18 protein-coding genes and 1 pseudogene are annotated in these 22,067 nt (G+C 38.5%); 6 read left to right on the forward strand and 13 right to left on the reverse strand.

The features are described from left to right. Positions 1-61: 61 nt before the first annotated feature. From H0W62_09220 to H0W62_09240, 5 genes are all read left to right on the forward strand, one after another. Positions 62-385 (forward strand): HypC/HybG/HupF family hydrogenase formation chaperone, encoded by a 324-nt coding sequence (locus H0W62_09220; protein MBA3648716.1) that lies wholly within the window; start codon positions 62-64, stop codon positions 383-385. Then, positions 382-1,494 carry a hydrogenase formation protein HypD gene (hypD, locus tag H0W62_09225; protein MBA3648717.1) on the forward strand — a complete coding sequence of 371 codons (1,113 nt, stop codon included), beginning with the start codon at positions 382-384 and terminating at the stop codon, positions 1,492-1,494. Before H0W62_09220 ends, hypD begins: the two co-directional genes overlap by 4 nt. 147 nt (positions 1,495-1,641) lie before the next feature. Beyond that, positions 1,642-2,661: a hydrogenase expression/formation protein HypE gene (hypE, locus tag H0W62_09230; GenBank protein MBA3648718.1), complete on the forward strand. Its 1,020-nt coding sequence runs from the start codon at positions 1,642-1,644 to the stop codon at positions 2,659-2,661. A 90-nt stretch (positions 2,662-2,751) separates the two neighbouring features. Then, positions 2,752-4,452 (forward strand): serine hydrolase, encoded by a 1,701-nt coding sequence (locus H0W62_09235; protein MBA3648719.1) that lies wholly within the window; start codon positions 2,752-2,754, stop codon positions 4,450-4,452. Positions 4,453-4,587: 135 nt separating this feature from the next. Next, positions 4,588-5,355 carry an AAA family ATPase gene (locus H0W62_09240; GenBank protein ID MBA3648720.1) on the forward strand — a complete coding sequence of 256 codons (768 nt, stop codon included), beginning with the start codon at positions 4,588-4,590 and terminating at the stop codon, positions 5,353-5,355. Positions 5,356-5,422: 67 nt separating this feature from the next. On the opposite strand, the pseudogene H0W62_09245 reads toward H0W62_09240, so the two are convergent. From H0W62_09245 to H0W62_09305, 13 genes and pseudogenes are all read right to left on the reverse strand, one after another. After that, positions 5,423-7,264 (reverse strand): annotated as a pseudogene (locus H0W62_09245) (heavy metal translocating P-type ATPase). Positions 7,265-7,442: 178 nt separating this feature from the next. Next, positions 7,443-7,880: a hypothetical protein gene (locus tag H0W62_09250; GenBank protein MBA3648721.1), complete on the reverse strand. Its 438-nt coding sequence runs from the start codon at positions 7,878-7,880 to the stop codon at positions 7,443-7,445. Between the two features lie 904 nt (positions 7,881-8,784). Beyond that, a complete protein-coding gene (locus tag H0W62_09255) occupies positions 8,785-9,114 on the reverse strand; it encodes a four-helix bundle copper-binding protein (GenBank protein ID MBA3648722.1) in 330 nt (109 codons plus the stop codon). A gap of 69 nt (positions 9,115-9,183) precedes the next feature. Continuing rightward, complete coding sequence (locus tag H0W62_09260; GenBank protein ID MBA3648723.1) at positions 9,184-11,676, reverse strand: multicopper oxidase domain-containing protein; 2,493 nt, start codon at positions 11,674-11,676, stop codon at positions 9,184-9,186. Positions 11,677-11,920: 244 nt separating this feature from the next. After that, positions 11,921-12,388 (reverse strand): heme-binding domain-containing protein, encoded by a 468-nt coding sequence (locus tag H0W62_09265; protein ID MBA3648724.1) that lies wholly within the window; start codon positions 12,386-12,388, stop codon positions 11,921-11,923. A gap of 6 nt (positions 12,389-12,394) precedes the next feature. Further along, complete coding sequence (locus H0W62_09270; GenBank protein ID MBA3648725.1) at positions 12,395-12,973, reverse strand: DUF3347 domain-containing protein; 579 nt, start codon at positions 12,971-12,973, stop codon at positions 12,395-12,397. 35 nt (positions 12,974-13,008) lie between these two features. Further along, on the reverse strand, positions 13,009-13,536 hold the full coding sequence (locus tag H0W62_09275) for a DUF3347 domain-containing protein (protein MBA3648726.1): 528 nt from the start codon (positions 13,534-13,536) through the stop codon (positions 13,009-13,011). A gap of 627 nt (positions 13,537-14,163) precedes the next feature. Continuing rightward, positions 14,164-14,895: a cation transporter gene (locus H0W62_09280; protein MBA3648727.1), complete on the reverse strand. Its 732-nt coding sequence runs from the start codon at positions 14,893-14,895 to the stop codon at positions 14,164-14,166. Positions 14,896-15,048: 153 nt separating this feature from the next. Continuing rightward, positions 15,049-17,007 (reverse strand): DUF1929 domain-containing protein, encoded by a 1,959-nt coding sequence (locus H0W62_09285; protein ID MBA3648728.1) that lies wholly within the window; start codon positions 17,005-17,007, stop codon positions 15,049-15,051. 105 nt (positions 17,008-17,112) lie between these two features. Then, complete coding sequence (locus tag H0W62_09290) at positions 17,113-17,673, reverse strand: helix-turn-helix transcriptional regulator (GenBank protein MBA3648729.1); 561 nt, start codon at positions 17,671-17,673, stop codon at positions 17,113-17,115. Positions 17,674-17,729: 56 nt separating this feature from the next. Then, entirely contained in the window at positions 17,730-18,137 is a 408-nt protein-coding gene (locus tag H0W62_09295; GenBank protein ID MBA3648730.1) for an OsmC family protein, read from the reverse strand. 33 nt (positions 18,138-18,170) lie between these two features. Beyond that, entirely contained in the window at positions 18,171-19,037 is an 867-nt protein-coding gene (locus tag H0W62_09300) for an MBL fold metallo-hydrolase (protein ID MBA3648731.1), read from the reverse strand. A 253-nt stretch (positions 19,038-19,290) separates the two neighbouring features. Continuing rightward, the gene (locus H0W62_09305) at positions 19,291-19,845 is read right to left on the reverse strand and encodes a DUF4468 domain-containing protein (GenBank protein MBA3648732.1); all 555 of its coding nucleotides are present in this window, start codon (positions 19,843-19,845) and stop codon (positions 19,291-19,293) included. A gap of 211 nt (positions 19,846-20,056) precedes the next feature. On the opposite strand from H0W62_09305, the gene gyrB reads away from it, so the two are divergent. After that, positions 20,057-22,021 carry a DNA topoisomerase (ATP-hydrolyzing) subunit B gene (gyrB, locus tag H0W62_09310; GenBank protein MBA3648733.1) on the forward strand — a complete coding sequence of 655 codons (1,965 nt, stop codon included), beginning with the start codon at positions 20,057-20,059 and terminating at the stop codon, positions 22,019-22,021. The last annotated feature ends 46 nt before the right edge of the window (positions 22,022-22,067 follow it).

Here is a 22,067-nt window from a genome sequence, read left to right on the forward strand (position 1 = left end):
ACTCATATTTAATCATGACTCAATTTCATAACTCATATTTCATCATTCATATTTAAACAACATGTGCTTAGCCATTCCCGGTAGAATAAAATCAATCGAACCTTTTAAAGAAGGTTATATGAGTATGGGTAAAGTGGAATTGGGTGGAATTATTAAAGAAATTAACTTACAATTGGTACCTGATGCAAAAGAAAACGATTATGTGCTGGTTCACGTAGGTGTAGCCATAAGCATTGTTGATGAAGAAGAAGCCAAAAGCTCTCTCAAATTTTTAGAACAAATGAATGAACTGGATGAATTATATAACACTGCGGAAGATAATGAAATCACAAAAGAAGAAAGAGTAAAACAGGGTGATGATATCATTTCAAAAATGATCCCATGAAATACTTAACCGAATACCGCGACCCGGTCTTGGCAGCACAATACCTGGATGAGATAAAAAAAACAGTCACCCGTCCATGGACGATCATGGAGGTCTGTGGCGGGCAAACGCATAGTCTGGTGAAGTACGGCCTGCTTCAGATGCTGCCTAAAGAAATTACCATGGTTCATGGCCCTGGTTGTCCGGTTTGTGTTACACCAACTCATCTCATTGACAGGGCTGTTTTTTTGGCTAAGCAAAGCAATATCATCATGTGTTCGTTTGGTGATATGCTACGAGTACCAGGTTCTGAAAAAAGCTTGTTGCAGGCAAAAGCCGAAGGTGCTGATGTTCGCATCTTATACTCGCCTCTGGAAGCGGTAAATCTGGCGCAGCAAAATCCGGATAAGGAGGTTGTATTTTTTGCTGTAGGCTTTGAAACCACTGCTCCTGCGAATGCTTTATCGGTTATACAGGCACATCAATTGGGATTAAAAAATTATTCAATCATTGCTTCGCATGTGTTGGTACCACCGGCTATGGAAGCTTTATTAAGCGACCCTGAAACCGTTGTTCAGGCTTTTTTAGCTGCCGGTCATGTTTGCACCATTATGGGCAACAGTGAATACTATCCTATCGTAGAAAAATATAAAGTGCCAATAGTAGTTACCGGTTTTGAACCGATAGATTTGTTGCACGGAATATTAATGGTGGTACGGCAACTTGAAAAAGGCGAATACAAAATGGAGAATCAATACGCAAGAGTAGTTCGTGAAAGAGGTAATCTTTCTGCCCAGGAAGCTATCAAGGAAATTTTTGAAATAAGCAATCGTATGTGGCGTGGCATGGATATTATTCCGCACAGTGGACTGGAAGTAAAAGAAAAGTATGCAGCTTTCGATGCTACCCAAAAATTTAATGTACCATTAAAAGAGACTAAAGAAAATGAAAGTTGTATTGCCGGTGCCATCATGAAAGGATTAAGAAAACCGTTGGACTGCATCAACTTTGGAACTGCCTGCAAGCCTTCCCATCCCCTCGGTGCACCAATGGTTTCATCCGAAGGTTCCTGCGCTACCTACTATCATTTTTATTCCGCGTTAAACGAAGTTGAAAAAGTGGAAGTTTAGAATCTTCAGCGTGTTAAAAAGGACAACACAAATTATTGACAGGAATGTTTCAGGCTTTAGACAGGCAATGTTCAATATCTTCTAAACATATCTATGTTAGAAACAGAACTTCAAAATAGAAAAATAAAAATGCAGCTCCAGTGCCCTATGCCTCCACTGGACTTTGACATTATCACTCTGGGACATGGAAGCGGCGGGGTGTTAACCCATAACCTGCTAAATACGGGTGTATTTGATATTTTAAAAAATGATTACCTGAACCAACATCATGATGGCGCATTTCTGCAATTGAAAAATCCTGTGGCCTTTTCAACCGATAGCTTTGTGATCACACCAATATTTTTCCCTGGTGGAAATATCGGTGACTTAGCAGTGAATGGAACTCTCAACGATCTAGCAATGTGTGGCGCCATGCCGCGCTATTTTTCCTTGAGTTTTATTATTGAAGAAGGATTAACAATGAAAGAATTTTGGGACATTCTGGTTTCTATCAAATTTGCCTGTGAAGAAGCCAATGTAAAAGTGGTGACCGGCGATACCAAAGTAGTAGAAAGGGGAAAGGGTGATAAAATCTTTGTGAATACAAGCGGCATTGGTGAATTACATCCTAAAGCGAAAATTGCAGCGGCAAATATCAGAGCCGGCGACAAAATAATTGTAAGCGGAAATGTGGCTACTCATGGAGTTGCTATCATGTCAGTAAGGGAAGGATTGGTTTTTGAAACAGAATTAGAAAGTGATACCTGCAACCTTGCCCCGGCGGTAAATAATTTATTGGATCTTTTTGGAGAAGAAATTCTTTTTTTGCGTGACCCCACTAGAGGTGGTGTGGCAACGGTTTTAAATGAATTGGCAAAAGATAGTGGGCTTGGTATTGACCTTTTGCAAAATTTAATCCCTTTAAGCGAACAGGTTGAAGGTGCTTGTGAAATGTTAGGACTAGATCCATTATATGTTGCCAATGAAGGGATTTTTATAACCGCAGTTTCAGCAGAAATTGCAGATCGGGTAGTAGATGTTTTAAAGGCTATGGACACAGGTAAAAATGCAGCAATTATTGGTTCAGTAACCGCCGATCATCCGAAGCAGGTAATTTTAACAAGCAGTATAGGGGGAAGAAGAATGCTGAATATGCTTACCGGAGAACAGTTACCACGAATTTGCTGATGTTTTTTCCTAGAGAGATCTGACATACCTATACACACCTACCTCTTGTAACATCGCTGCATCAAATTCACTCATCACAAAAATAACTGAATGAATAAAATTTTAATATTGCCTTTGTGCTGCATTTGTTTCGTTTCCTGCCAGCATAGAAACAGTGTTTCCTATACAGAAAAATTTATTGACAGCTTAATGTCTGAAACATATGCTGCTAATCAACCAGGTGCAGTGATTCTTGTGGCGGATAATGGAAAGCCGGTTTTTCGTAAAGCATACGGTCTTGCGAATTATGAATTAAATATTCCCAATAAGCCGGAATATGATTTTGCCATTGCTGCCATGACAAAACAATTTACAGCCGGAGCTATTCTACAGCTTGCACAAAATGGAAAACTTTCCTTACAGGATGATGTAAGAGAATACCTTCCGGATTATAATACGCATGGCAAAACTGTTACAATCAAAAATCTTCTTACTCATACGAGTGGCATTCCAAGTTTTACTGAGAATAAAGATTTCGAAGCCCGATACACGAAAGACTATACCCATGAAGAGCAAATGGAATATATGATGAAAGACTCACTCCTATTTGATCCAAACACCGATTGGAGTTACAGCAACTCCGGATATTTTCTATGCGGGATGATCATTGAAAAAGTGAGCGGGATGAAATATGAGGAGTACATGCAAAGAAACATTTTCATTCCACTGCAAATGACTCATACCTACTTTGGACAAAACATCACTCCTATTCCCGGCCTGGTCGGCGGCTATTTCACAGGCAATGACAGTGTAATGTATAAATCAAGCTATTACAGCTGGTCGTGGGCATATTCTTCAGAGGGATTGGTTACTTGTGTAGATGATTTACTCAAGTGGGATGAAGCATTGTATTCTGATAAGATTGTAAAGCAGGAATGGCTGGAAAAGGCCTGGACACCGGATACACTAAATGATGGGAGAAGTACCCATTATGGGTTTGGCTGGACAGTAAACGATGTTCAGAACACAAAATTGATAGAGCACGGTGGTGCTATTGATGGATTCCTGTGTGAAGCTATTCGCATTCCATCGAAACACATCTATGTAGTGGTGTTATGCAACAATTATTTCAGAGACCCGGGGGGTGTGGTGCGCGCCGTTGCTATGAAGATGGCAGGGATTTCAACTGCACCTCCCGCTGCTGTAGAAATTTCAACTACTCAGTTAAGGGAGTATGCAGGTGCATATGAAATGCATCGGCACGGATCGAAACTCACCGCTAACTCCACCAAAGAAAAAGTGCTTCGGATAGTAAATTTCAGAAACGATTCTATATACAACAGAATGATGAACGGACGGGAATCAGCACTGACCTATGTCGGAAAAGATTTGTTTATGAACATTCCCGGCGGTCCGTATTTCCAGTTTCACCGCGACACAAATAATAAATTGAGCGCCTTAGAAATTTATTCAGCAACCATCAAATACGGGCCTAATGAGTACGAACCGAAATCCGATTTGCCAATTGCTAAGGAGCCAAAAGAAATTCAGATTGCTCCCGAAGTGTTGAAGCAATACGCCGGCAGATATGATTTGGGTGAAGGAACCTTTCTCACAATAACAACGGAAGTAAATCGCATCTTTGGCCAGGAAACCGGATTCGCGCGATTTGAAATGTTTGCGGAAAGTGAAAACAAATTTTTTTTAAAAGGCAGAGAACGGAAAATTGTTTTTGAAAAAGATGCCGCAGAAAGAGTAACCGGACTGGTTCTAACACAAGGAGGTAACATGAAAGGAAAGAAAGTGGAATGATTGATAATGGTGTCTTCTATGTATTCTTATAGTTATGATTTCATGAAATGTTCTTCAATACAACCTTCAAATTAAAATTGATAAAACGTATCTTTGTAAACTTTAAAGTTGCTTTATAAAAAATCACCACGTATTATGAAAATTGCAGTTTGCGGAAAGGGGGGCGTTGGGAAAACCACGATCAGTGGAATGCTATGTCGACTGCTTGGAAGAAGCGGAATGCCTGTGCTTGCTATAGATGGTGATCCCAATCCGAATCTTGCACTCATTCTTGGAATAGATCCTCTAGCTCCATCCCCTCCTGCACTAAGCACAGATTTATTGGAGGTTACTGAAAAAGAAGATGGAAAAAGATACGCAACCCTTGGAGTATCACTGCAGGAAGTAATGGACACTTATGGATTGAAGGCGCCTGATAATGTCACGCTGCTCGCTGTTGGTCAACCCGAGCATGCGGCCACAGGTTGCATGTGTGGCTTACACACTACTGTAAGGGAAATTGTTCATTCTGCGTTGGAAGAAAGCGATCGTGTTACCGTCCTTGATCTGGAAGCATCCCTGGAGCAGATGAAGCGTGGCACTTCAAAATATGTTGACATACTTTTGTGTGTTGTGGAACCATACTATCGTTCATTAGAGGCTGCTGCAAGGTTTTACCGATTAGGAAAAGAACTCGGAATAAAAAAAATAGTCGCTGTTGCAAACAAGGTAAAAAATGCAGAAGACGAAAAAGCAATCCGCGAATTTTTCGCTCAGATTGATTTGCCAGTTGAAGCTATTATTCCTTATGATGAAGAACTAGCAGCGACCGATGCCAAAGGAATTTCTGTGTTAAATAATAATTATTCTTCTCCCGCAATCGTTGCGTTGACTGAATTGGCTAACAGGTTATTGTTAAATTAAAATATCCGGAAACCAGTCATGGGTTCATTATTTTTGCTTTCCCCGTATTCCAGGAAATGGACTGGTATTAAGCTTTAATTGAAAGCATTCTTGCATTAACAGCGACAACTATGGTGCTTAAACTCATTAAAATTGCACCTGTTGCAGGGCTTAACATTATTCCCCGATTGTATAATACTCCCGCCGCCAAGGGTAAGGCTATGATATTGTATCCTGTTGCCCACGCTAAATTTTGAATCATTTTTTTGTAGGTTGCCTTGCCAAACAAAATTAAGCTTGCAATGTCTTTCGGATTACTGTTAACTAAAATTATTCCCGCTGTTTCGGCGGCTATGTCGCTTCCGCTTCCTACTGCGATACCAATATCAGCTTGCGCAAGTGCAGGTGCATCGTTCACACCGTCACCGGTCATCGCAACAAATTCTCCTTTGGCTTGCAGCTCTTTTATCTTTTCTAATTTCTGATGCGGAAGAACTTCAGCAAAAAATCCGTCCATCTTTAATTGGTCACTTACACTCTTCGCAACTTTTGCATTATCACCTGTGAGAAGAAATGATTTGATGCCGTTCTTATGAAGTGTTTCAATTGCAGGCACTGACTCGTCACGAATTTTATCGGCTAGAGCAATGTATCCGGCTATGGTCTCATTGATGATTAAGAAGACCACTGTTTCCGATTCTGCTGACTGAAAATTTTCTGGCAGGGATAATTTGTTTTCTTTCAGGTAGCCGGGGCTTACCACTTTTACTTGCTTCCCCTCCACTTCTGCCTGCACACCTTTGCCGGTTATGGATTGGAAATTTTCTATTTTGGGAAGAGAAGTTTTTTGCTCTTTCGCTTTCTCTATAATTCCTGTTGCAATTGGGTGTTGCGAATTCTTTTCCAATGCAGCAGCAAGGCGTATGATTTCATTTTCCGGAAGTCCTTTTTGAAATGCTACCACTCTTGCCACTTCAAATTTTCCGAATGTGAGCGTTCCTGTTTTGTCGAAGATGAGCGTGGTAATCTTTCTTGAATTTTCAAATGCAGTTCTATTTTTTATAAGCAATCCGTTTTTTGCAGCAAGCGAAGTGGAGATTGCAACTACTAACGGCACTGCTAGACCGAGGGCATGAGGACAACTAATCACGATCACCGTTACCATTTGTTCAATTGCAAATTGCAGTGATTGTCCTGCGAACATCCAGAATGCAAAAGTTCCGAAATCTAATGTCAATGCGATGATGGTAAGTACAAGTGCCGCTCTGTCAGCAAGCAGTTGTGTCTTTGATTTTGATTTCTGCGCATCGTCAACCAGCTTAATTACTTTCGAAAGATAAGAATCCTTTGAGGCGTGACTTACTTTTAATTTTAATGAACCTTCGCCATTCAATGCACCTGCAATCAGTTTATCGCCAACAGATTTTTTTACCGGAACACTTTCACCCGTAAGCATCGATTCATTTACATAACTTTCTCCTTCACTCAAAACTCCATCGGCAGCAATTTTATCTCCGGGCTTTATGAGGATAATATCACCTTCTTTCAGGGTACCTGTTTTTACATCACTTGTTTCATTTCCTTTTACCAAGTGCGCAACATCGGGATTAATGATGCCATCTCCCAGAAAAAATCTTCTCCCTTTAAATCAAACACGGTTGCTGCGCTGTATATGTAAGCTGCCGAAATAGCAATTGCAATTAGTATCATCATTCCCAGCGAACGGTTTTTTACTTCATTCCAAAATCCTTTCAGAAAAGGAAAACCACCATAGAAGAAAACGATAGAAGAAAGTGCAAAGGCAACATATTGCGAACCCGGAAATTGCCAGTTCACACCAACCAATTTTTGAAGCAATCGGAGATAAAGCCATCACGGGAATGTTGATACCAATAGCAATAAAAAATTTCAATTTAAAATCTGCAATCATTTTGTGATGATCAAAAATCCACCGAGTGAAAGAAATGATGCAGAGTATGGTTTCAACTTAATCGCATCCATCTCGCAGATTGCTTTTCATGCGGGAATGACAGAAATTTTTTTTTCCCAGTCTATTCGCTTTGTCATTGATTGAAGCACTTTTCTTTTGCTAAGGTTACAAATAGTGTTCATCTTCTTTTGCGTGGCATATCTGTTTTGTTCATATCACACATGTTTTGCATTGACTTCTGTACATTTGGTCGTGCCTGAGCCATATTCATCATCATGTTGCATTTAGATTGATCAGCATCGCACATATCCATTGTTTTAGTCATCATCATATTGCACATTGCTGAATCTTTGCTGCACATGCTCATCATATTATCCATCATTCCCATTTGCATGTTCCTATCACCTGTCATCATGGAATTCATTTTCGACATCATTAAGTCATGGCGCTTAATCAACATCGAATCCATCAGTTCTGATGACAGTTGATCATCATTAAGAATAGAAGAGAAAATCTCTCGTTTCTGTGTATCCGTTTTTAGCATTTCCGAACCTTTGGGTTGTGTACATCCTGTGTAAATTAATGTTGCAGCGAGCAAAATCAGTAAGTGTTTCATTTGTTGTAGAATTTTGGTTGAGTTAGAAAATTAATTTGATAAAAAAGAATTTCGTGATCCTAATAAATGTGTTTAAAAAAAAGTTTTATTAACCTATTATTTTTTTATGTTATAATTGTCAGGGATGAGGTGATTAGAAGAGTTTTTTAAGAAGAGGTAAATAAAGCTGCTTCACTTTTTGTTTTGCCAATTATAATATTTTTAAGAACTGTATATTAAGATTATTTATTTGCAGCCATCCAAGATTAAAACTCGGGAATTTCCTTCGTTTGATCCGTTATTTCTTTCTGTGCCATTTGTTTAGCCTAATATAAATACCATTTTTTAATTCCAGGTTTGACATTGAGATATCGTCTTCATAATGAGATATCATCATTGTGGCAAAGTCTTTATTAATGTTACCAATCATTTGAATTGTCTGCATTTTAATCGTCATTTCGGACATTGACTTTCGCAACTCACCCTCACCCATTTTAATACATGAAAGGCTTCATGTTATTTATCATATCTTTTAATTTTTTCTGTTCCTCTGTCTGCTTGGTAATTTGTATTTTTCGCAATACTATCTGTATCGCTGTTTAATTTGCAGTGCCGTTGCTGCAAGCTATTAAATACATACTTGCTGCAACTAAGATTAAACTAATTTCATAATTGGGTCATTAACCCAGCCATGTAGAATTGGTTGATGTTGGGATAAACATAATTAATTTCATTCGCCATTGAATACATAAGAATGTACATGTAGATAAAAGAAAGCACACCCATGATGATAAGTTTCTATATTGTTTCCCGTTCATATTGTGATGTTGTTCCTTATCCATGATGTATGTTTTTATAATTAAAAATGTTGTGCAATAAACCCGGCAGGTTGTGTTTTAAAAAACCTGCCAGGTTTTAAGTTTACTTACGCCATTTCTCTGCATGCCTGTGCACATTGTTTACATACTTCAGCGCATTCTTTACAATGTTCTGTTTTATGTTTACCGCATTCATCAGCACATGCTTCGCAAATGTCTGCACATAGCTGGCAAATCTCTTTTGCTTTGCTGCTGCCTAAGCTCATTAATTGTGCAGACGCATAACAAATAGCTGCACATTCCATATTCAACTGAATGCACTTTGCCATCATTTTTACATCTTCTTCCTGTGTGCAAGACGAAGCGCAGTGATTACATATCGCTGCACATTTTAAACATGCTTCTATACAACTTTTGTACGTGTGATAACCCGTCATGATTTTTAGTTTTTACTTGTTATAAAATGATTGTTATAATAATTCTTTTTGATAAGCCCTTTTAGGAGTTTAGTAAACAAAAGTAACTCCTGCACCCACACCCATATCGCTGTCGAAATGTGATGAAATGGAAATGTATTTGGTGGCGATATATCTTAACCCAACCATGTATTCTTTATCAGTATTAATCATCCAGTTAAAACGCAAACGCGGTGTAACAGATAAATCTTCTCTTGATAACTGAAAACGAAACTTTCCATTTCCATCAACCCTGAAATCAGCAACGGTTAATGTGGGTAAAGTATAGGCAACACCTGCTGTTACAGTATGGCGATTGTCTTTATTGCTTACTTGTCCAAACAAATTTTTTGTCTCGCTGCCAAATATATTTTTTTGAGTGCCGTGTAAATCAAAAATGTTTTTTGCAAATGCCCCTTCCTTTTTATAATGATAATCGAAACCAACATAAGGATACAACCATTGCATTCTTCCAAAGTAGCGCCCAATCATGGTTTCGCTTTCATAGCCGTGTTCATCATGATAGCCTAAATGCCATAGTGTGCTTGCCTTCCAGCGTGTTTGGGCAAGCATAAATTCGCCGTCGCTGCCGTTACTTTCTATACCAACCTTGCCCATAGGATGAAACATTTTGTCGTCAGAATTTAAGCCACGCTTAGCCACTTTGGAGCTGGTAATATCAGTAATTGCCGATGAATCTATACTTGCCGAATCTGCCTTAGTGGGTGAATTTTTGTAGCTGAAAACCCTGCCCATGCCGCTCATCATGTGGTATAAAATATGGCAATGAAAAAACCAGTCGCCGCCAGCTTCACCGGCATAAAATTCAATAGTATCCCGCTCCATCGGCATGATGTCAATAATGTTTTTCATGGGTGCGTAATCACCCTGCCCGTTCAGCACTCTAAAATCATGACCATGCAGGTGCATGGGATGCCGCATCATGCTGTTGTTGAATAAAACTATTCTTATTCTTTCTCCTTTTTTTATAAGAATTTTATCGCTTTCAGAAACTACTTTATTGTCAAGGCTCCATACATAACGGTTCATGTTTCCCGTTAAATCGAATTTCAATTCTTTCCAGGGTCCATCAGGCAAAGTTGTTTTTTCAGTTGAACGCAACATGCCATAATTGAGCGTAACTATATCAGAGCTTTCACTTGCCATATTCATGCCTTGCATACTGTTGTTATTGGGCATTTGCATGTTATGTCCCTGCATATTATCTTTTTTAGATTTACTCATGTCCATCTTTTTCATGCCGTCCATTTTATCCTGCTTCATATCTTTCATGTCATGATCTTGATGCGTTGAATCATTTTTCATCTTATCCATTTCCATATTTTTCATATCATCCATATTCATTTCTTTACCAGGTTTTTCTTCGCCTGTTATTTCAGGATACATTACCGTGTTCATATCCATAACCTGGTTAGCCATTTGCATGCCTTCCATCTCTATCATATTGCCTTTCATATCCATCATGTCATTCATCATTTTCATGCCGGCAAAATATTTAAGCTTAGGCAATCTTGTTGCGGGCACTTTTTCTCCGCTGCCCAACCATAAAGAAGCTGATTTTGTACGGTCTTCAGGCGTTATCAAAAATTCATAACTTTTATTTTCGGGTACTGTTACCACCACATCATAAGTTTCAGAAACTGCAATAAGCAACCTGTCAACTTCTACGGGCTCTACATCATTACCATCACTGGCTACTACCGTAATCTTACCACCCGAATAAGTAAGCCAAAAATAATCTGATGCACCGCCGTTGGCTATGCGTAATCTTACTTTATCACCTGCCTTAAATTGGGGTTGTTCATTTTGATTTTTACCATTAATTAAAAAGTTATCGTAGTACACGTCACTTACATCCATTGCATTCATACGCTTCCACTCATTGGTAAGCTTAGTCTTTAAATTACCGCTTTTTATAGCCTCTGTATAGTTTTGCGTAGTTCCTTTTTCTATGGCAAACCAATCAGTAGCACTGCGCAGGCTGCGGTGAACTTCTTCGGGTTTCATATCCGTCCATTCGCTTAGCACCACCGGTATAGTTGGTATATCCCATTCTTTTCTTTTATTCATGATAAAAGAGCCATACATACCTATCTGTTCCTGTAATTTGCTATGACTATGATACCAATGCGTACCATGCTGAACAATGGGATATTTATAGAGGTAAGTAGAATGAGGCTTAATAGGCATTTGTGTCAAGAAAGGCACTCCATCCATTCGGTTGGGTAAAAACAATCCATGCCAATGCAAGGAAGTTTCTTCATTCAATTCATTATGGACATAAATTTCCGCCGTATCGCCTTCTGTAAACGTAAGGGTTGGCATTGGTATCTGACCATTTACCGCAATAGCCCTTTTAGGCTTTTTGCCATAAGTAACAGTAGTATCCCTTATATATAAATCGTAACGAACAGTACGAGGTGGCAACTTACTTTCAATAAGTTTATACCCCATATTTCTATCTGTTAGTTTTTTACCCGTTTGCATATCATTCATGTTGTCCATCTTCATTGTATCTTTCATCGGCATCTTGATATCCATCTCCGTTTGATTTTTTTGTAAAGGCAATGTGTCTTTCAATATTTGCAGATCATCATGTTTTTCCTGCAGTACATTAGACTTTTCGATTTTTTTTGCATTTGATGGCTTAACCGTCTGTGATTTTGGGCTTTCCATTTTCATTCCCGGCATATTCATATCATTCTGGGCAAATGCAAACAGATATAAGAATAATGTACAGGCTATTAAGAATATTCGTTTCATAAATTTAATTCGGTTGTGAAAGGCTTTCTTTAGTTTTATTGATCCAATCCAATACGGATGTTTTTTGAGTTTTTGTAAGTTTTGCATTCTTGTGAATTATTGCATATGCAGGAATAGGCATTGATTCATCATCGATGCTTCGGGCCATTTCCCGCAATTTGTTTCGTTGCATGCGTTTCGAATAATTTCCAAACTGACTGAAATTCAGATTTTCTTTTCCATTCTTTATATGAGATGCCATCCACCAGCCGCCTGGCTGAATACAGGAGTACCAGGGATAACGGGTATAGTTGCTGTGACAGTCATAACAGGAGTTTTTAAAAATATCCAATATCCCATCAGGCACTGAAACTATTCTGGCAATATCCGTTGATAAAACCTGCCCGTTATTATTATTACGGGCAGGCTGTATAAATTGAACTGCTATAAATAAAATCACTAATGCCAGAATTACTTTTTTTATGCGGCTCATGTTGTTTTATTTCAACTCCTCTTTCACAGCACCGCAATCATGCATTTTTTTCCCCATATATGGATTTCTTATCTCCTTTGTTTCACTTAGCCATATTGCCCCTTTTTTATTGTTATACATGGGACAGAAGTCCTGATAAAGCGTTTGTCCGGCTCCAAATGATTTTACCAGATCATTCATATCCTGGCTCAGCATATCAAAATGTTCACGCTGGTGATCTATTTTATTACTGTTTTCGCTGATATGCTCTGCATTTTCTTTTATATCATCAGCTACATCCTCATAAGCCTTTTTTTGCCCGGCAGATAAAGAGGATTTATCAAACTTTCCCATTGCATCAACCATGGCTTTGCCGCCAGCGGCGGCATCATTCCCATTGTCGCTCACCAATGCATTTTTTATTTGCAGGTAGCTGCTTACTATTTCCTTAACAGAAGCAGCACTGGCAATCGCTTCTCCATTTGTTTGAGTACTGGCTTTAACAGTATCTATTATTTCGCTCTGGCTTGCTACTGGCCTGTTGCTGTTAGTACAGGCTGAAAAAAAGATTGCAAAAATTGCAATACCAAAAATTATGTTTTTCATTTTAGAATATTTATGGTTATAAATGTGACCTGGAATTATTTCAAAGTATCCTTTATACTTCCGCAGGTAAGCATTGCGCTTCCGAAATATGGATTTTTTATAGCGCTTTCTTTGCTTAACCAAACTGCCTTTTTCATAGGACAATAAACCTGATAAACCGGCTCTGAAGTAAGCTTAACCGATTTAGCTAAGGCAAACATATTGGCAGACAGATTTGCAAAATGCTCGCGCTGATGAGTAAGATCTTTAGTGTCTGAAATTTTTCCGGCATCTTTTAATAAGGCATCACGGTTCCCCTCTACGAAATTTCTGTAGCTAATGCCATTGGCAGTCTTAACAAACTGTTCTGCATTTGATGAGGCTGAACCAGCATTTCCGGACACCAAAGCATCTTTAATGTCGTAGTATGAGCGAAGTAATTGTGAAAACTGAGATTGGCTTGTTGTATCCTGAGCAATGCTTTGTTGCACAAATACACTTGCCAAAATAATGGTTATTAAAAGTATTTTTTTAAGCGAAATATATATGGATGAGCCAGTGCTGTCCTGAGTTTTTAATTTCATTTAGAGTTGATTGAAAGTTATAAATAGAAAAATCTTGAACATGGAATGTTGGTACCATGCCTAATTTCAATTATAGCATCAAATCAAATCTGGAAACTCTGAATGGATATTCGGATGTCCGGCTTAATAGGGGGTGGATGAAAGCCGTTGAAAGCAATAACAGTAGTTCTCTCAGAATGTAAAAATAAAATTAATAGAGGGTGAACCGGGCTTTCAAATGATTGAAAAGCTTTTTTTAAGAATTCGGTTTTCTGTAGCTGCGATTGACCTATAGTACTGAAAAATGCCATGTGACCCTGCTGGCAGTCACTATTACTATCATTATGAGTCTTGCTCTGGCAACAGGATTTGTGACATAGTTCTTTTCCATTCATCTCAGTGCAAGAACCCAGCATACCAACACTGCAAACAGCCGTACAGACATGCACAGTCATAAAGACCAAGAGCAATATAAGACGGATGAAAGATGATATATATTTATGGATACTCACGTTACAATTTAAATATCAATGCTTGTTTGGAGGTTTCTGAATTCGTCTAACATCAATCACAACAACTCTTCTTGCGAATAAAGATAGCCTTTAGTATTCTTAAAAAAATGCTGCCAATTTTCTTTGCCATGTTCTACTAAATTATTATTAACATAATGACTGACATTCCAACCATGAGTAAATCTTCAAAGAGCGTGACCGTTCCCAAAGGAAGCTTAAATATAGTGCCAAGACAAGCGCATTCGATTGTTTCCTTTTTACGCAAGCTATTAATTACTCCAAAGGTACTGAAACTCATAGCTATAAAAATAAGAACATAAAGCAATTGATGATTAGTTCCAAAAAGCAGCCATATTCCGAAGGTTAGTTCAATAAAGGGATAAATGAAGGCGTAAAATTTCCATTTTTTTGCCAGGAAGTCATAGGTAGAATATCCATCAGCAAAACCGCTTAAATTAAGTAACTTAAAGAATGAGAAAGTAATAAAGAAAACTGCCATAAAATTGTTCATCCAACTGCTGAGATTCAAAGAATCATTTCTAAATGTCGGTATAAAACTGATTACCGTGATGTAACCGAATATAAGTAAAAGTGGTTTGTATGTAGAAAACCATGATTTGTTTTCAGCTTCACTCATCATCATATGGGAAGAGTCATCACTGTCTTCAGAAATGACGAATTTCCTATCTGCGCTGATTGCTTCCTGCAATGAAGTAATCGGTATATGACTGCTCATTTCAATGATTGCCTTACCAGGATTTAATGAAACTTCTGCAGAAAGCACATCCGGCAGTTTTAGTATTCCGCTTTTCACCTTATCCTGGCAGCCACTGCAGGTCATGCCGGTAACATTATAAGTGTGGGTCATTAATGGTGATATTAAGGACACAAAGTTACCTGCAAGTGTAAATACAATAACTATGGAATTTTAGAAATGATTTATAGGATTTACAGTTTGGCCAATAGTCTTTTGTCTGGTTAGCCGGTAATTGTTAAATTTTAAAGGCGAAAAAGTTTTACCTTAATTTTTAATGAACTTTTCAGTATATATATTTTTACCATCTAAAATTTTTATTAAGTAAATTCCCGTCGGAAGTTCTGATGTAAGGATAGTAAGGTTAGAAGTTACGTTTTCTAAAATCGTTGCCTTTACAACTTTACCAAGTTCATTCTGAATGGAAATTTTCAAATTACCCGATCGTAAATCACTTTTAAGAGAAATATTTATAAAATCACCTGCGGGATTGGGGAACATGCTGAATGAACTGGTAAAAGCATTCAAGCCTGTAATAAAATTCAAAGTCTTGCCTTCAATTCGAATAATTTTTCCTACTGAAGGAATATCATCCACCATAGCAAATAATATGTAATAGCCGTCGGGCATGGTTACAGAATCAGAAGGCAGCGTGGCAGTTATCTGGCTCCCGCTTTTTGTGAAAGCAAGATCGAGATACCTGTTATTACCAGAATTCATGAAATGCGTGTTCAGCGCATTTGACAGGAGTATAACGGAAGTAGGTGTTTTTGTTCGGGACACTTTGAAATTAAAAGAGCTCCCTCTCAAAAGATTGGTTGAGGAAAGATTTTTTATTACCGGGCGAACACCGCGAAGCAAATACGGTGGCGTGAATGCTTCTATCACGCTGAAAGTCGGCTCATTTCCGGGTTCACCTTCACCTCCCACAGCAATAATTCTGCCATCGGGAACCAGCGTTGTAATTGCATGATATTCTCGTGAATAATTCATTGCATCCAATCTTCTCCATGTTCCTGAATATGGATCATACTGATCGGTAATGTTCATGTAGCCATACTGATTAGTGGGGATAGGATCAGATGCTTCTTCCTTATACCCTGCCATTACAAATATCTTTTTGTTTGGAGCAAGAACCGTTTTTGCTCTCGACCGAACGGGAGAAAAATTATTTCCAAGTGACCAGGAATTTTTTAAAGGATCATAGAATTCAACCATGTTACCGGGATCGGAAGTAAATGATTTGAATCCTATTGCCACTGCACGACCATCAGGCAGCAGTACCAGCTCATGATCCGCGTGATCACCATTTGCCATTCGATTGCCCTGCACAAAATCATCAGCCAAATTCCATTGGTTTGTAGCAGGATCAAAAAGTTGCGGAGGGCGATGGGTCATTAAAACTTTGCCGGTGTAAAGCAGAACCACGGGAGATACCTCGTTACCGATCGCAATGTTGTCAACCCATTGCGAAGTACCTGTGGCAGGATCATAAATTTCAGAAGTGTTTGTCCTAACCGGATTATTCAAACCTCCGCCTCCTGCAATTAATATTTTATTATCAGGAAGTTTGGCAACAGTGGGATACCAACGGTATTCCAGCATATTTGGCTGATCTTGCCAGATATTACTTACCGGATCATAAGTCTTAACCAGGCGTGTACCTGGGCCATAAAAGTCCTGATCTGCTCCGCCAATAAAAATTACATTTCCATCAGGAAGTAATACCGGACCCACGCATCCCTGAATCTTGTCATCACCATTTACCAGAATGGTATCATTTGTTGCCGGATCGAACTTGAATGGATCTTTTGTATTATGACAGTAAAAGATTTTCCCATCAGGAAGCAGCACTCCTAAATTCGTACCTCCGAGAGCTTCAGGAGATTGAATAATCACATCCCAGTTTCCTTTCTGGGTTTCGTTGGCAAGAGTAAAATTCAACGCTGAAATGCTGCCCGTTACAATCAGCGAAATCTCTATATATTCCTTACCAAGAGCTTCAATACCCAGCGTGTAATTTCCTGAAGCCACATCCTTAATATTGTATTTACCGGTTGCAGTTGTCCTGTTCTCAATAAAAACCGTGGTATCGCTATTGAATAGCGTCACACGGGTGTTAATTATTGGCAACTGTGCTGAATCCTTCACTTTCCCTTTAATAGAGTACTGACCGTATAGATCAGAGGCATAAAAAATTACAAGAAGGAGGAAAAAGTTTTTCATGTTAAGTTCTTTAATTGACTTTTATATCTCCAATTTATGACTTTTATAATGATTTAGTCAATTGGTCTTAAGGTATTGACTTAGTAGTTTTATTAATTAGGCAAATTAAATAGTATCAAGTGTGCTCCGGGTTTTGTTCTTCAATTTTTTAAATTGAGAAGGAGTCATTCCCGTACCTGTTTTAAATTGTGCAGAAAGGTAGGCAGCACTACTGTAATTTAACTTCTCCGAAATTTCATTTATGGATAGTTCATCATAAATAAGTAACTCTTTTACCTTCTCAATCTTCTGAGATATAAAATACTTTTCAATGGTTATTCCCGTAACCTGAGAAAAAAGATTGCTCAGGTAAGTATAGTCATGCTGGAGAGTCTGGCTTAGGTACCGGGATAAATTGGTTTTAAGTTGCTGATCGGAATAATGCACCAATTCTACGATCGTGGTTTTTATTTTTTCAATGATGCGGCTTTTCCTGTCATCTATTAATTCAAACCCAAAGGGTACCAGGATTTCATTCAACTCACTTTTGCTTTGGGAATCTACTTCTTCAGCCACCTCCACTTCTCCTAATTCCACAGATGCAGGATGTAACCCGAATTTTATTAATTCTGATTTTACTACCATTTTGCAACGGTTGCATACCATATTTTTAATATAAAGCTTCATGGACCAGTTTGCTTAAAGCGTTAAATTATACTGGCATTAAACAATGATTATTGGGTTTAATTGTATATTATCTCATAAGTCAGGCTGCAAAATTGCCTGAACATTTCAGAAACCCCGCAGTATTTTTCCTGTGAAAGGCCAACCGCTTTTTCAATATTGAGCCTTATTTTTTCTCCGGCCAGGAAATAATATATTAAATGAACCTCTTTATAAATCCGCGGATGTGTGTCCGTTTGAGTGGCAGTTACAACAATTTCAAAATCAGAAAACTCAACTTTCATTTTATTCAATATGGAAACAACATCAAAAGCGGTACAAGCCACTAAGGAAACTAACATGAGCTTTTTAGGATTATCTATAGCGCCTGGCTTACCTGGATTTTCTGTTATGTTTAATGGAAAGCCATTTATTTCCGTTTCAAAGCTTTGACCACCTTTCCATTTCAGTACCAATGGATTTTCCATAGTGCATAAGGTTTAAATTTTGTCAGAAAAGCGTTACCTGGAGAGCGTATCAGAAGGTAAAATTATATTGCCGCTTTCATCCTCCCTGATAAATTGAATTGTTTCATCAAAACCGGCTTTATTTACAGGTACACTTTTATAATCTCCATACTTGCTTTCCATGGTTACCATTGAATTAGCATTGTTGGCAGCTTCTTTCATATCTATAAAATATTGCCTGAAATTATCAATAAGGTCATCTCCGCCCGTTTCTCCATGGCCTGGTACCACCAGGTTTATCTCGAAATTGCTGATCATCCAGTCGCAGGCAGACATATATTTATTTATGCTTGCACCAGCTTCCCGCTGTAAATAGGGATGGTAGCGATTGAGAACCACATCGCCGGTAAACAAAACTTTGCGTTTCTTAAGGTAAACAACAACATCATCAAAAGTATGGGCTTCCCCGACATTTTGAATTAATACATCTTCATCCCCTATTGTCAGTTCTTTAGAAGCGGCAATCCATTCATTAGGTTTATCCTCAGCGGAATTAAATTGAAGCCATAAGCTATCGCCGTAATTTCCTGCAATAATTCGGGCATCCGGATATAAATGGTTCCCTCCGGTATGATCGCGGTGAAAGTGGGTATTCACAACAATTTCCTTTTTCCCTTTTGCTTTTTTCTCTACCCAGGTGTGCAATTTTTCAGATCCATCTTTCACTTTTGTATCAATTATAAAAACAATTGAATCCGATAAAAGAACAGCACTGTTACCTCCATCACCAGGAAAAAGATAGAAATTGTTATCAATTTTTGTCATTGACAATCCCGGTACATAGTCTTCACACCCATAAAATAAAATACCGATATGAAGGCAAACTGCTATTCGGAACAATATCTTAACCGGCAATTGCATAGTTAGCTGGTGCTACAGCATAGTTATTATTAAATGGAATTTGATAATCACTTCTTTAATCAGCATATCCAAAAAACTCCATTACCATTTTCATTTTTACCTTTGCAATTCTAAAAAACTTTAAAATGAGAAAATTGTGGTTTGTAATAGGTTGTTTCCTGCTTCTTATTGTGGCCATTACTGTTGCATTTTGCTTCCTCAATTATAACCATAGCTAATTTATATTTATTCAGTCCCGGCAATGGTTGCCGGGTTACCATTCATCTTTTTTAATCTTCTCGCTGGGCATATCCATTCCCTTTTTCAAACCTTTTATCAGTTCCTGGAAAGTTCTATCGGCTTCACTCAAAGTATTGTAGTGATCGGCAACATTAGGATCGTTTTCATCAAATAGCTTTTCTAGTGGGAAATAGCTATCTGCTTTCAGATTTATATCTTTTATTTCGTATCGGTACTTTCCTCCATCTTTAAATCCCAATGTTAAAGTATACCTTATCATAGAGGCCTGTACTTTAATGTCATCCTTAACTCTATAGGTTACAAACTGAGGTTTTAAAATAATTACACCATTAATGGAGTCTGAAAGGTTAATGATTCCTGTAGGGTTTTTATAATAATGGTGGACCCAATTCATTGCCCTTTTCATCAGTTCCGCCCGCTCCACACCATCGGTCTGGCTTATTTCCTTATAGTAAACTTTATTGTCATCGGGGTTGCGTGGCAATACAGGCGGAGATGGTAATGACTTTTGGGCAAAAGCATTGGAAAAGATGAGTAAAATGCCTGAGAAAATCAATAATTGCTTCATTTCTGTGTTACAAAATAAGATGTGAAATTAATTGAAAAACTCCGACCGGAAGTACCGCTTCAATGCCAATTATTTAAAAGGCGAAAACAAATGATTTTCAACATAAGTTTTGTTTATAAATAACGGCTGAAATAGTTGATTTTACTACATTTCCAGCTTCCGAAGACGTATCTTTATGTCTTGATTTTTTAATTAAAAATCTTATCCGGAGATGATTACAGAAGAAGTTAAAATTCCAAGGAAGAAATCAGATTATACTGCAGATAATATCCAGGTTCTTGAAGGCCTGGAGGCTGTGAGAAAAAGGCCTGCAATGTATATCGGGGATGTTAGTTTGCGGGGATTACACCACCTGGTTTATGAAGTAGTTGATAACTCGATTGATGAGGCACTTGTCGGATATGCGAAAAACATTGATGTCTTTATTAATGAAGACAATTCAATTACGGTTATAGATGATGGAAGAGGTATTCCGACAGAAATACATAAAAAAGAAGGCAGGTCTGCGTTAGAAGTAGTAATGACAGTACTTCACGCGGGTGGGAAATTCAATAAGGATACTTACAAGGTTTCGGGAGGGTTGCATGGTGTAGGAGTTTCGTGCGTAAATGCCTTGTCCACTACACTAAAGGCAACTGTCTATCGGGAGGGGAAAATATATCAGCAGGAGTACGACCGCGGTAAACCCCGTTATTCCGTTAAAACCATCGGCACAACGGACCGTACCGGCACAGAGGTTACTTTTATTCCTGATCCAACGATATTTAAGGTAACGGAATACAAGTACGATACTATTGCGGCAAGACTAAAAGAATTATCCTTTTTAAACCGGGGAATCAAGCTTGCTCTTACCGATTACCGGGAAAAGGATGAAAAAGGAAATTTCATTTCGGAAATATTTCTATCCCAGGGTGGCTTAAAGGAATTTGTACAATATCTTGATAATACCCGCGAACCTTTAATTGCTGAACCTATTTATATTGAAGGAAGCCGCGACAATGTAATTGTGGAAATTGCCATTCAATATAATACCGCATATAATGAAAATGTGCACTCCTATGTAAATAACATCAATACCCTGGAGGGAGGCACTCACGTTGCAGGATTCAGAAGGGCCATCACCCGTGTATTTAAAGCATATGGTGAAAAAAATAACCTGTTTTCGAAAATAGATTTTGATATTACCGGCGATGATCTGCGGGAAGGCCTTACCGCTGTGATCTCTGTAAAAGTGCCGGAACCGCAGTTTGAAGGACAAACCAAATCGAAGCTGGGTAATTCTGAAGTAGTGGGCGTAGTAGATACCACCTTAGGGGAAGCATTATCCAATTACCTGGAAGAGCATCCACGGGAATCAAAGATATTGATCAGTAAAGTAGTATTGAGCGCTACTGCAAGAAATGCTGCCCGCAAGGCAAGAGAAATGGTTCAGCGCAAAAATGGCCTCACAGGATCCGGCTTGCCGGGAAAGCTGGCAGACTGTTCTGATAATGACCCGGAGGCTTGTGAACTATACCTGGTGGAAGGTGATTCAGCAGGAGGAACAGCAAAACAGGGCCGTGACCGAAAGTTCCAGGCTATACTTCCTTTAAGGGGGAAAATTCTGAATGTAGAAAAAGCAATGGAACATAAAATATACGACAATGAAGAAATAAAAAATATGTTTACTGCCATGGGAGTAAGCATTGGAACAGCAGAAGATGATAAAGCGCTGAATGTAGAAAAGCTCCGGTATCACAAAATAATTATAATGACCGATGCGGATGTAGATGGAAGCCATATTACCACCCTGATTCTTACTTTCTTTTTCCGGTATATGAAAGAGTTAATTGAAACAGGTAAGATATACATTGCAGCACCCCCATTATACCTGGTAAAAAAAGGAAAAGAGCAGATCTATTGCTGGGATGAAGAAGATCGTAAAGCTGCTGTAAAGCAGCTCGGTGGAGGAAAAGATGATAGTGTAGGCATTCAGCGATATAAGGGTCTCGGAGAGATGAATGCAGAGCAGCTATGGGAAACAACTATGAATCCTGAAACGAGAACGCTTTGGCTCGTTACCATAGAAAGTGCTGCGGAAGCTGATCATATTTTTTCGATGCTAATGGGTGATGATGTACCTCCACGCAGGGCGTTTATAGAATCCCATGCAAAATATGCAAGACTGGATGTTTAGAAAAAATGCAACGCTTTGTATTTGATTAGAAGTTATGTGGGGATAT

It is taken from the genome of Chitinophagales bacterium (assembly GCA_013816805.1).
Classification (GTDB): Bacteria; Bacteroidota; Bacteroidia; order Chitinophagales; family UBA10324; genus MGR-bin340.

Coding starts and splice junctions, on each gene's coding strand:
- H0W62_09220 (MBA3648716.1), top strand. CDS start 62: ATGTGCTTAGCCATTCCCGGTAGAATAAAATCAATCGAACCTTTTAAA.
- hypD (MBA3648717.1), top strand. CDS start 382: ATGAAATACTTAACCGAATACCGCGACCCGGTCTTGGCAGCACAATAC.
- hypE (MBA3648718.1), top strand. CDS start 1,642: ATGCCTCCACTGGACTTTGACATTATCACTCTGGGACATGGAAGCGGC.
- H0W62_09235 (MBA3648719.1), top strand. CDS start 2,752: ATGAATAAAATTTTAATATTGCCTTTGTGCTGCATTTGTTTCGTTTCC.
- H0W62_09240 (MBA3648720.1), top strand. CDS start 4,588: ATGAAAATTGCAGTTTGCGGAAAGGGGGGCGTTGGGAAAACCACGATC.
- H0W62_09250 (MBA3648721.1), bottom strand. CDS start 7,880: ATGAAACACTTACTGATTTTGCTCGCTGCAACATTAATTTACACAGGA.
- H0W62_09255 (MBA3648722.1), bottom strand. CDS start 9,114: ATGACGGGTTATCACACGTACAAAAGTTGTATAGAAGCATGTTTAAAA.
- H0W62_09260 (MBA3648723.1), bottom strand. CDS start 11,676: ATGAAAGATACAATGAAGATGGACAACATGAATGATATGCAAACGGGT.
- H0W62_09265 (MBA3648724.1), bottom strand. CDS start 12,388: ATGAGCCGCATAAAAAAAGTAATTCTGGCATTAGTGATTTTATTTATA.
- H0W62_09270 (MBA3648725.1), bottom strand. CDS start 12,973: ATGAAAAACATAATTTTTGGTATTGCAATTTTTGCAATCTTTTTTTCA.
- H0W62_09275 (MBA3648726.1), bottom strand. CDS start 13,536: ATGAAATTAAAAACTCAGGACAGCACTGGCTCATCCATATATATTTCG.
- H0W62_09280 (MBA3648727.1), bottom strand. CDS start 14,895: ATGACCCACACTTATAATGTTACCGGCATGACCTGCAGTGGCTGCCAG.
- H0W62_09285 (MBA3648728.1), bottom strand. CDS start 17,007: ATGAAAAACTTTTTCCTCCTTCTTGTAATTTTTTATGCCTCTGATCTA.
- H0W62_09290 (MBA3648729.1), bottom strand. CDS start 17,673: ATGAAGCTTTATATTAAAAATATGGTATGCAACCGTTGCAAAATGGTA.
- H0W62_09295 (MBA3648730.1), bottom strand. CDS start 18,137: ATGGAAAATCCATTGGTACTGAAATGGAAAGGTGGTCAAAGCTTTGAA.
- H0W62_09300 (MBA3648731.1), bottom strand. CDS start 19,037: ATGCAATTGCCGGTTAAGATATTGTTCCGAATAGCAGTTTGCCTTCAT.
- H0W62_09305 (MBA3648732.1), bottom strand. CDS start 19,845: ATGAAGCAATTATTGATTTTCTCAGGCATTTTACTCATCTTTTCCAAT.
- gyrB (MBA3648733.1), top strand. CDS start 20,057: ATGATTACAGAAGAAGTTAAAATTCCAAGGAAGAAATCAGATTATACT.